The organism is Rhodococcus sp. (in: high G+C Gram-positive bacteria) (genome assembly GCF_049299235.1).
Lineage (GTDB): Bacteria > Actinomycetota > Actinomycetes > Mycobacteriales > Mycobacteriaceae > Rhodococcus.
On sequence record NZ_JBAQXC010000003.1, the window covers coordinates 1 to 9,578 of the forward strand.

General features: G+C 66.5%; 12 protein-coding genes. 7 read left to right on the forward strand and 5 right to left on the reverse strand.

The features are described from left to right. Window positions 1-145: 145 nt before the first annotated feature. Window positions 146-1,144, reverse strand: a complete 999-nt coding sequence (locus WAX14_RS00095; protein WP_422626066.1) for an iron-containing redox enzyme family protein — start codon at window positions 1,142-1,144, stop codon at window positions 146-148. 151 nt (window positions 1,145-1,295) lie between these two features. Between WAX14_RS00095 and WAX14_RS00100 the strand changes: the two genes are divergently transcribed. Beyond that, window positions 1,296-2,153, forward strand: coding sequence for an SDR family oxidoreductase (locus tag WAX14_RS00100; protein ID WP_422626068.1), 858 nt, complete (start codon window positions 1,296-1,298; stop codon window positions 2,151-2,153). Between the two features lie 18 nt (window positions 2,154-2,171). Here the strand turns inward: WAX14_RS00100 and WAX14_RS00105 are convergent, their stop codons facing one another. Next, window positions 2,172-2,726 (reverse strand): DUF6328 family protein, encoded by a 555-nt coding sequence (locus WAX14_RS00105; protein ID WP_422626069.1) that lies wholly within the window; start codon window positions 2,724-2,726, stop codon window positions 2,172-2,174. A gap of 144 nt (window positions 2,727-2,870) precedes the next feature. On the opposite strand from WAX14_RS00105, the gene WAX14_RS00110 reads away from it, so the two are divergent. After that, on the forward strand, window positions 2,871-3,092 hold the full coding sequence (locus tag WAX14_RS00110; RefSeq protein ID WP_422626070.1) for a hypothetical protein: 222 nt from the start codon (window positions 2,871-2,873) through the stop codon (window positions 3,090-3,092). A gap of 60 nt (window positions 3,093-3,152) precedes the next feature. Here the strand turns inward: WAX14_RS00110 and WAX14_RS00115 are convergent, their stop codons facing one another. Genes WAX14_RS00115 through WAX14_RS00125 form a run of 3 tightly spaced genes read right to left on the reverse strand, consistent with a single transcriptional unit; the run spans window position 3,153 to window position 5,107 of the window. Beyond that, on the reverse strand, window positions 3,153-4,016 hold the full coding sequence (locus WAX14_RS00115; protein WP_422626071.1) for a polyphosphate kinase 2 family protein: 864 nt from the start codon (window positions 4,014-4,016) through the stop codon (window positions 3,153-3,155). A 31-nt stretch (window positions 4,017-4,047) separates the two neighbouring features. Beyond that, the gene (locus WAX14_RS00120) at window positions 4,048-4,425 is read right to left on the reverse strand and encodes a DUF4873 domain-containing protein (RefSeq protein WP_422626072.1); all 378 of its coding nucleotides are present in this window, start codon (window positions 4,423-4,425) and stop codon (window positions 4,048-4,050) included. 40 nt (window positions 4,426-4,465) lie between these two features. Then, entirely contained in the window at window positions 4,466-5,107 is a 642-nt protein-coding gene (locus WAX14_RS00125; protein ID WP_422626077.1) for a TetR/AcrR family transcriptional regulator, read from the reverse strand. Between the two features lie 241 nt (window positions 5,108-5,348). Here WAX14_RS00125 and WAX14_RS00130 point away from each other — a divergent pair, with 241 nt between their 5' ends. The 5 genes from WAX14_RS00130 to WAX14_RS00150 all read left to right on the forward strand — a co-directional run bounded on the left by WAX14_RS00130 (window position 5,349) and on the right by WAX14_RS00150 (window position 9,452). Beyond that, entirely contained in the window at window positions 5,349-6,620 is a 1,272-nt protein-coding gene (locus tag WAX14_RS00130; protein WP_422626073.1) for a DUF445 domain-containing protein, read from the forward strand. 61 nt (window positions 6,621-6,681) lie between these two features. Next, on the forward strand, window positions 6,682-7,191 hold the full coding sequence (locus tag WAX14_RS00135) for a helix-turn-helix domain-containing protein (RefSeq protein WP_422626074.1): 510 nt from the start codon (window positions 6,682-6,684) through the stop codon (window positions 7,189-7,191). Window position 7,192: 1 nt separating this feature from the next. Further along, on the forward strand, window positions 7,193-8,101 hold the full coding sequence (locus tag WAX14_RS00140) for a heparin-binding hemagglutinin (RefSeq protein ID WP_422626075.1): 909 nt from the start codon (window positions 7,193-7,195) through the stop codon (window positions 8,099-8,101). A 79-nt stretch (window positions 8,102-8,180) separates the two neighbouring features. After that, entirely contained in the window at window positions 8,181-8,471 is a 291-nt protein-coding gene (locus tag WAX14_RS00145; protein ID WP_422626076.1) for a DUF2516 family protein, read from the forward strand. A 30-nt stretch (window positions 8,472-8,501) separates the two neighbouring features. Then, entirely contained in the window at window positions 8,502-9,452 is a 951-nt protein-coding gene (locus WAX14_RS00150) for an AurF N-oxygenase family protein (RefSeq protein WP_422626078.1), read from the forward strand. Window positions 9,453-9,578 lie beyond the last annotated feature (126 nt).

Genomic DNA, 9,578 nt, shown 5'->3' on the forward strand with positions numbered 1-9,578 from the left:
ATGCCCGCGTTCCTTGCTGTCCTGGATGCCTGAGAACACCCAGCTCACAAGGGCGCGGGCCCTTTTTCAATCACCGACACGGCAACGGGGTCGATCGGCACCCGCCCCTACCAAGTGCGAAGAGCCGAGAACGGGGCCGAGCGGCTCAGCGTGTCCCGGCGGGCTCGAGCAGCGACGACTCGTTGCGGGACCACCGGTCCAGCAGATAGCTGCCGAGCCGGCCCTCGAGGAACTCGATCGCCGCGGCACCGAACACGACGTCGCGCGCCGCGTCCGGATCGTGCTCGAGCAGTGCCCCGACGACATCGTGCCGCAACACCAGTTCGTGCACCGCATCCGCCTCGACGTGCTCGGTGTAGAACCGCACGCACGGCGCGGCGGCATCGAGGCGCCGCAGCGCCCGAACCATTCGGCGGGCGCTGGGCCCGGTCGTCATCTCCGCCGCTGCGAACTGCCCGACGAGCATCGCGACGCGGGAACGGTGCAACCCGCACATCGACATGAAGTTCACCGGTGCCAGCGTCAGCGCGGGCACCCGGTCGAGGTATCCCAGATATGTTTCGTCCAAGCCGGCCGCGACCATCAGGTCGGCGAACAGCTGCGCGTGCAGCCGATCGGGGCGTCCGCCCCCGTATTCGTCGAACTCGACGGCCACCATCGTTGCCTTGGCTCGACCGGTGAGACGCGGGATCGCCCAGGCCTGTGGGTCCGCCTCCTTGAGCTGATAGATGGACCGGTGTGCAAAATACTCCTGCGCCTGGGCCCACGTTCCCGATTCCGCCAGGTGATGGGACACGCTCCATGCGTCCCGCGGTTCCCGGCAGATCGCATCGAACGTCGCATCGACATCGGTTCCTGCCGGAACGTCGGCGTGCAGGCAACGCAGGAACGCACGCTCGAGGTCTGTCCGCACAGCAAGTGGACCTGGTGCCCACTCCCAGTCGGGATCGACGCCGGGGAACCCTCGGTAGTGCAGTTCGTAGAGGACGGTCAGTGCCAGTTGCGCGTCGTCACCGTACGGATCCACATCCGTTGGCGGCCGCGGCCACGGCGACTCGTCCGGAATCGCCGTGAGCCGGGAGATCACCACATCGGAGACCACGCCGCGCGGCCTGGGCAGCGAAGCGTATGCAGGTACGGACATGAACGCGGATACCCGAGACCGTGACGAAGGAAACCGGGGACGAAGGAAACCGGGGACGAAGGAAACCGGGGGACGAAGGAAACCGGGGGACGAAGGAAACCGGCCGGGGGACACCGCGTGTGAACCGGGTGCCTGCGGGTATCCGCGGGCCATGAGCACCGGCGACCAGAAACACGAACACGCGCCGCAGTCCATCGACTACCCGGGTGACACCGCGGACATGGCCGAGGCGCCTCGGGACGAGATGCGCGACTACCGAGGTCGTGGACTGCTCGTAGGGCGCAAGGCGTTGATCACCGGCGGAGACTCGGGTATCGGCCGCGCGGTCGCCGTCGCGTTCGCGAAGGAGGGCGCCGACGTCGCCATCGCGTACTTGGAGGAGGACCGGGACGCCGAGCGCACCGCGGAACTGGTACGCCGCGAAGGGCGCGACTGCCATGTACTCCCGGGTGATCTGGCCGATCCGGCGCATTGCCGGGAGGTGGTGGCCGAGTCGGTCGACCGGCTCGGTGGCCTGCACATCGTGGTGAACAACGTGGCCTACCAGAAACCGGTCGACGACTTCGCCGACCTCGACGAGGCGCAGTGGCGCCGCACGTTCGCGGTGAACATCGACAGCTTCTTCCATGTCACCCGCGCCGCGCTCGCGCATCTGCCGTCCGGATCGTCGATCATCAACACCTCGTCGATCAACGGCTTGCGCGGAAACAAGACGCTCATCGACTACGCCGCGACCAAGGGTGCCGTGCTGGCGTTGACGTACTCGCTCGCACAGGCATTGCGGGAGCGGGGAATCCGCGTCAATTGTGTGGCGCCCGGCCCGGTGTGGACACCGTTGATTCCCGCGACCTTGGGCGAGGAGAAGGTCGCGGACTTCGGCGAACAGACCCCGTACGGCCGTGCGGCACAACCGGACGAGATCGCCCCGTCCTATGTCTTCTTCGCGTCTGGCACGATGTCGTCCTACTACAGCGGTGAGGTGCTCGCGCCGACGGCCGGGGCGCTGTGACCCGTCTCGTATGCCGGGCTACCCGTCGCGGTGTTGCTCGCTCGGCTCGGGTTCGGGGAACCGCGCCGCGTCACGGCGGAAGCGCCACGGGTAGACCAGCCAGAGTCCGACGAACAGTACCGCCGTGCATATTCCGGCGACGGTCGCCGCGGTCGAATTCACCACGATTCCGACGACGAGAATGACCACGCCGGTCAGTGACACTCCGAGGAGTAGAAGGCCGGCGAGCGCGAGCCGATGTGCGGTGAGGACCAGTCGGTCCAGTCGGCGGCGCCGAAACAGCAACCGGTGCATGCTGACCGGCGCGACGAGCAGGATCGTCGCAGCGATCGACGCGAGCACGGTGATCAGGTAGATGATCTTTTCGTTCGTCGACAGGGCGTCGAACCCGCTCTGGAACGGCAATGTCATCAGGAAACCGGTCAGCAGTTGCACCCCGGTCTGTACTACGCGCAGTTCTTGCAGCAGGCTGTTCCAATTCCGGTCGAGGCGCTGCGCGTCGGTTTCGTCGTTGCGTGTGTACACGGAGGCCGATGGTTCGTCCTCGTCGTCGAATCCGTCACCGCGCGCCATGACACCAACTTGCCATGTTCTCGCCCCCCGGCGGCGCCGATGCGAATGTCCTGTTCCGCATCGCCGCCTTGTGGCCTACATCACCGAGGGGTACCGTCGGCTGCACCAGCCTCGGACATCGTCCTCGGGGAAGGAGATTCCACAATGAAACTCAATCTCTTCGTTGCCTGGATGGGCTACGGACTCGCCCTGCTCGCCATCATCAGCCTCGCCTTGTTCCTCGTCGCGGCCGGATCCGGCCACACTGGCCCGGCTGTCGTCGCAGGTATCGGCACCGTCGTCGCGGTCGGACTCGCGATGGCGATGATCGGCGGCACCATTCATCACGACCACAAGGCGCACGAGGTCACACCCAAGCTGTTCTGATCCGGGTCTGCACCGATCCGGATCCGGTGGCCGCGGGTGTCCGTCAGGCGCGGGCGTCTGTCAGGACTGCGCCAGGCGCTCTTTCTCGAGTTCGAGATCGAACGTCGGTGCGGGCCAGTCCAGGTCGAGCCGCTCGAGGGCGTCGATCAGGAGTTCGCCGACGGCGACGCGGCTGTACCACTTGCGGTTGCACGGGACGACGTACCAGGGTGCGTGCTCGGTGTTGGTCTTGTCGAGCATCGCCTGGTATGCCTCCTGGTAGGCGGGCCACAGAGCACGTTCGCTGACGTCGGACGGGTTGTATTTCCAGTACTTGTCCGGACGCTCGAGGCGTTCGGTCAGGCGCTCCTTCTGTTCGTCGAGCGAGACGAACATCGCGACCTTGACGATCGTGGTGCCATTGGCGACGATCTCGCGTTCGAACTGGTTGATCTCGTCGTAGCGGGTGCTCCACACGCTCTCCGGAACGAGATTGTGCACGCGCACCACCAGGACGTCCTCGTAGTGGGAACGGTCGAAAACCCCGATCTGGCCCGCGCGCGGCAATGCCTTGGAAATCCGCCACAGGTAGTGGTGCTGCGCCTCCTCCGGGGTGGGAACTCCGAACGAGGCGTGATCGACGCCCTGCGGGTCGACGTGTCCGATCACGTGCCGAACCATTCCGCCCTTGCCCGACGTGTCCATGCCCTGCAACACCAGCAGCACCGAGCGTCGATCGCCGGTCCGGCCGTTGGCGTACAGCTTCTCCTGTAGTCCCGAGAGGTATGCGCCGCGTTCCTCGAGCAGTTGCGTGCCGAGTGCCTTGTCGCCCTCGAATCCGGGGGTGGCGTTCGTGTCGATATCTGCGACGCGGGTGGTCGGGTCGGCGCGGAGCGCGTCGACCGCGGGGATCGACCACGGGCTGTTCTCGTCATTCTCGGGCATGGCACGAAGCGTGCCACACACCGGGGTCGTGTCAGTGGTGTTCGCGACGAGTGTCGGTATCGAAAAGTTCGCCCTGCAGATCGGGGTCGGTGAGATCGATGCGATAGGGCGGCGCCGAGAGGCCGTCGACCATGTGGCTGCCCCACAGGTCGACGTCGGTCACGCGGGCGGTCGCCGTGGCGGAGCGGTCCGGACCGAGAAGTGGGTCCGGACCGAGAAGTGTCAGGGCCAGTTCGGTTCCGGTGGCCGGCGGATCACTCGGTGCGAGCGCGGCGGCCAGGTCGCGTAGCCGACCACGCCAGCGGTGCCTGCCACTGATCGGATCGAACCAGTCGGCGAGCTGAACGTCGACGACGACCACCGTGCCGCCGACGTCGATCTGGGCACGGCCACGGAATCCCTCGGACATGCTGCCAATTTACACGTAACTTAAAGTTACGTGAAGTGTGTCACTGCGCTCCGGGCTCCTCGTCGCTCTCGCGACGCAGTGGATGCGGCTGCGACTTGAACGTGACCGGCGAGCCGCTCGCCGCCGCGATCCCGGTCATGCCGCCCCACGTCATCATCGTCAGGTAGTCGATGAGGTCCTCCGCGCTCATCGACCGGTTCGAGATCCACCAGTGCGTGGCCAGCTGGATCCCACCGACGACGCCGTACGCCCACGGCACCGATCCGCCCGAATCCATCTCCATCGACCGCAGGCGCTCACCGAGAACCGTCGCCACCAATTCGGCGATCATCCGCTCCGAATCGGCGACCACGTCACGGCCCGCCGACGAGCTGTTGCTCATCACGTACAGGTAGACCTCGGGATCGGCCGCGACAGTCTCGACGTATGCGGCAATCGCGACTCGGGTCAGGTCGTATTCATCGAGGTCTTCGGCGACCGCGGCATAGATCTTCGGCGTCAGGATCTGCTCGACGTACCGCAACATCGTCGCTGTGGTCAGATCGTTCTTGTCTGTGAAATAACGGTAGAGCACGGTCTTCGAGACACCGATCTCCGCGGCGATCTCGTCCATCCCGATGTCGTGGCCGCGCACCCGGATCGCGGCGATCGTGCCGTCGACGAGTTCCTCGCGCCGCGCGATCTTGTGCTCGTGCCAGCGCCGCTTGCGTCCGTCCTGCTTGGCGGGCGCAGGCTGAGGCGGAGCTGCCTGCTCGGCGTGTGCGGAATCGGAGGGTGCGGAATCGGCGGGTGAGGTGGGGGAGGTCGCGCTCTTGCTGGGCACTGGGTCGGCACATCCGTTCGGTTTCGATCGTCGGCTCAGTCTACGGTGAGCGGCTGCGTGTCGCCGGAGGTCCCGCGGGCACTCGCGCGTTTTCGGCACAATGGCGAAGGTGCAGCTTCTGAGCAACGACGACGCCGCCAAGCGCGGTGATCTCCGCCGTATGAAGGCGGTCGCCACCGGGTTCCTGGTCTTCGCCACGGTGGTGTATCTGTTCTGCCGCTGGCAGGAAAGCCGCGGAGCCGGCGAGTGGGTCGGTTACGTGCGCGCGGCCTCGGAGGCGGGCATGGTCGGCGCCCTCGCCGACTGGTTCGCCGTGACCGCCCTGTTCCGACATCCCCTCGGGATCCCGGTTCCGCACACCGCGATCATCAAGAAGAAGAAGGATCAGCTCGGGGCGAGCCTCAGCTCGTTCGTCGGCACCAACTTCCTCGCTCCCGAAGTGGTGTCGGCGAAGATCGAATCCGCGCAGATCCCGCTGCGGGTCGGCGGCTGGATGGCGCAGCCGCAGAACGCGCAGCGCGTCGCGCAGGAAACCTCGACAATCCTGCGTGGCATCGTCACGGTGCTGCGCGAGGAGGACATTCAGCAGGTCATCGACAATACGATCGTCAAGCGCATCGCCGAACCGGAGTGGGGGCCACCGCTCGGCCGGGTGCTGGCCGAACTCATCGCCGAGGAACGGCATCTGCCGCTGATCGACATGCTCGCCGAGCGTGCCCACCAGTGGGCGCTGGGCAGCCAGGAGACGATCGACCGGATCATTGTGCGGGACTCGCCGTCGTGGTCGCCGAAGTTCGTCGACATGTTGCTCGGCGAGAAGATCCACCGCGAACTCGTCGAATTCACCTGGAAGGTCCGGTCCGATCCTGCCCATGAGGTTCGGCTCGCGGCGAACAAATTCCTCACCGACTACGCGCGCGATCTACAGACCGATCCGGTGACGATCGCCAAGGCCGAACGTGTCAAGGCGGAAATCATGGGCCGCGACGAGGTGACCCAGCTCGCCGCTGCCACCTGGCGGACCGCCAAGCGCATGATCCTCGAATCCGTCGACGACCCGAACAGCACCCTGCGCACGAAGGTCGCCGAGAACGTCGTGCACTTCGGGGCGCGTCTGCGCGACGACGACGAGTTGCGCGGCAAGGTCGACGGCTGGCTGCTGGCCGGTGCTCGCTACATCGCCGCGAACTACGCCGACGAGATCACCGCGGTGATCCGGGAGACCGTCGAGCGGTGGGACGCGGACGAGGCGAGCCGCAAGATCGAGCTGGCCGTCGGGCGCGACCTGCAGTTCATTCGGATCAACGGAACGGTCGTCGGGTCGCTCGCCGGGCTGGCCATCTATGCGGTGTCCCAACTGATGTTCGCGTGAGGTCCCTCACTTGCTAGCAGAGTGCTTGCTGTAGCTAGCACTCGCTCGTATGCTGGAGAACATGCCCACGAATCGAGGGGACGTCGCACCGGACGACGCACCGGCCGGCGACGGAACCGCCGTCACCGGTCCGAGCGATCTCGCGTCGCGCGTCGTGAACTCCGCCGCCCAGGACATCGGCGAGTTCATCCGCTCCCAACGCGAGGCGGCGCAGGTCTCGCTGCGGCAGTTGTCGCAGCTCGCCGGCGTCAGCAATCCCTATCTCAGCCAAATCGAACGTGGGCTACGCAAACCCTCTGCGGAGGTGCTCGGACAGATCGCGAAGGGCCTCCGGTTGTCCGCGGAGGTTCTCTACGTGCGGGCCGGGATCCTCGAGCAACGCCCGCACAGCGTGGTACGTGACGCGCTGCTGACCGATGTCGTTCTCACCGAACGGCAGAAGCAGGTTCTGCTCGACATCTACGACTCGTTCTGTCGCGAGAACGAGTCCGCCCCACCCGGGCAGGCGCCGGACACAGACTCCGGGAGCGCCGCCCGACACGAGACCGACCTCGATGAACAGGAGAAATGACATGACCGATTCCAATGTCGACATCCGTACCTCCCTCTACGCAGCGGTCGGTGCGGGCGATGCCGTCGTCCAGGCCGTCGCCGATGTCGTTGCCCAGATGCGCGAGCGCGCCGAAACCAACCGGAGCGACGTCAACGAGCGCGTCGAGAATGCTCGCGAGAAGCTGCTCGGTCTGCCCACCGACCTGACCGAAACCGTCGAGTCCCTGCGCGACCGCCTCGCCGGCCTGCCGGCCGAACTCCCCGAGGAGATCGCGGAGCTGCGGGAGAAGTTCAGCGCCGAAGAGCTGCGTAAGGTAGCCGAGGCGTACCTGAAGGTCGCGTCCGACATCTACACCGCGCTCGCCGAGCGTGGCGAGGAGACCGTCGAGCGTCTCCGCAAGCAGCCCGGTGTCGAAGAGGGCATCGAGCGGGCCGAGGCCGCTTTCGGTGACGCCGTCGACCTCACCGAGGACGCGCTCGGCACCGTTGCCCGCCAGACGCGCGCCGTCGGTGAGCGGGCCGCGAAGATCGCCGGTATCGCCGCGGGCCGCATCTCCGAGACGGCCGAAGAGGTCGGCGACGCCATCGCCGACGCCGGTGACGAGGCGGCGCTGAAGGTCCTCGAGTTCGCTGACCAGGCCGAAGAGGCGGCCGGCGAGGCTGCCGATCGCGTCGAGATCGCCGCGCTCGAGGTCGACGAGGCAGTCAAGTCCGCAACGGAGGAGGCCGCTGACGAGGCTGTGGCGGACGAGGCTGTGGCGGATCAGGCTGGGACGGACGAGGCTGTGGCGGACGAGGCTGGGACGGTGTCCGGCACGGCTCCCGTCAAGGCCCCGGCCAAGAAGGCCCCGGCCAAGGTCGCCGCCACGAAGGCGCCGGCGAAGGCCCCCGCGAAGAAGGCGGCCCCGCGCAAGACCACCGGCGCCTGACCGCAGGCATACACGGCAACACCCCGGCATCGGCCCCTGGGCGACAGTGCGCAGGGGCCGATGCTCGTAGGATGGGGGCGTGCCGAATGTCAATTCTCTCGCGGGCCTGATCGTCCTCGTCCTGCAGCTCATCGCGATTGCCGGGGCTGTGTTCGCGCTGGTTCACGCAGTGCGACAGCCGGCGGAAGCGTTTCCTGCCGTCGACAAGCTCACCAAGCCGGTGTGGCTCGGGATTCTGGCGGTAGCGCTGATCGTGCTGTTCTTCCTCGGAGCCATCGGGATGCTGGGCATCGTCGCGGTCGTCGCGGTGTGTGTGTACTTGGTGGATGTGCGGCCTCGAGTGGAGGAAGTGCAACGACCGCGCTGGTGATTCGGCTGGTCCTTGACACCGGCCGACAAGATGGTGACACTCGGAGTAACGGCTAAAATCCGAGACGAGGTGGTCGCCGTGACGCTCACCCGGCCTTTTCATATCGGTGACCGGCAGGCCACCGCCGCGCGACTGCTCGAATCCGCCGCGCAATCATCCTTCGATCCGGAACTCGAGATCGACTGGGATGCGCCGATCCCACCGGACAAATACGGTATGAGCCCCGAATGGTCGAGCCTCTACGGCACCGAACTCTGGGACCGGATGACCGACGACCAGCGACTGACCCTCACCCGGCACGAAGTCGCGAGCATCGCGGGAACCGGAATCTGGTTCGAGATGATCCTCATGCAGATGCTGGTGCGCGACCTCTACCGGCACGACCCGGCCACTCCGTACGTGCAATTCGGCCTCACCGAAATCGCCGACGAATGCCGCCACTCGACGATGTTCGCCCGCTCCGCGCAACACTTCGGCGTGCCCTCCTATCGCCCGCCCCGCTGGATCCGTGAATCCGGTCGCGCGTTCAAGGCCGTCGCCGGCGGCGCACTCGCGTTCGGCGGCGCACTGTTCGCGGAAGAAATCCTCGATGCGATGCAGCGTGACTTCCTGCGCGACGATCGCGTCCAACCGATCACCCGGACGGTCAGCCGCATCCACGTCATCGAGGAATCCCGGCACATCCGATACGCCCGTGAAGAGACCGCACGCCGCATGCGCGGTGCGTCCCGCATCGACCGCGCCTGGATTCGGATGCACCTCGGGATCTCCGCGTATCTCATCGTCACGAACCTGGTGAATCCGCGTGTCTACGCGGCGGCCGGACTGGACGTCGGCGAGGCGACGGCCGCGGCGCAGGCCAACATCCACTACCACGACCGCATCCGCAGCGCTTCACGTCGCACCGTCGAATTCCTCGACGGTGTGGGATTGATCGGTGGTCCCTCGACCGTGCTGCTGCGCCGCGCGCACATCATCTGACCCGGCACCCGCCACCCATCCAGATCGGAGAACAACACAGGTGAAGAAGTCCTCCCGCCGGACCGCGCTCGCGGTCGCCGGACTCGTCGGCGCGGCGGCGGCAGCCGCCGTGCTGGTCCGCCGATC

Coding starts and splice junctions, on each gene's coding strand:
- WAX14_RS00095 (WP_422626066.1), bottom strand. CDS start 1,144: ATGTCCGTACCTGCATACGCTTCGCTGCCCAGGCCGCGCGGCGTGGTC.
- WAX14_RS00100 (WP_422626068.1), top strand. CDS start 1,296: ATGAGCACCGGCGACCAGAAACACGAACACGCGCCGCAGTCCATCGAC.
- WAX14_RS00105 (WP_422626069.1), bottom strand. CDS start 2,726: ATGGCGCGCGGTGACGGATTCGACGACGAGGACGAACCATCGGCCTCC.
- WAX14_RS00110 (WP_422626070.1), top strand. CDS start 2,871: ATGAAACTCAATCTCTTCGTTGCCTGGATGGGCTACGGACTCGCCCTG.
- WAX14_RS00115 (WP_422626071.1), bottom strand. CDS start 4,016: ATGCCCGAGAATGACGAGAACAGCCCGTGGTCGATCCCCGCGGTCGAC.
- WAX14_RS00120 (WP_422626072.1), bottom strand. CDS start 4,425: ATGTCCGAGGGATTCCGTGGCCGTGCCCAGATCGACGTCGGCGGCACG.
- WAX14_RS00130 (WP_422626073.1), top strand. CDS start 5,349: ATGGCGAAGGTGCAGCTTCTGAGCAACGACGACGCCGCCAAGCGCGGT.
- WAX14_RS00135 (WP_422626074.1), top strand. CDS start 6,682: ATGCCCACGAATCGAGGGGACGTCGCACCGGACGACGCACCGGCCGGC.
- WAX14_RS00140 (WP_422626075.1), top strand. CDS start 7,193: ATGACCGATTCCAATGTCGACATCCGTACCTCCCTCTACGCAGCGGTC.
- WAX14_RS00150 (WP_422626078.1), top strand. CDS start 8,502: ATGGTGACACTCGGAGTAACGGCTAAAATCCGAGACGAGGTGGTCGCC.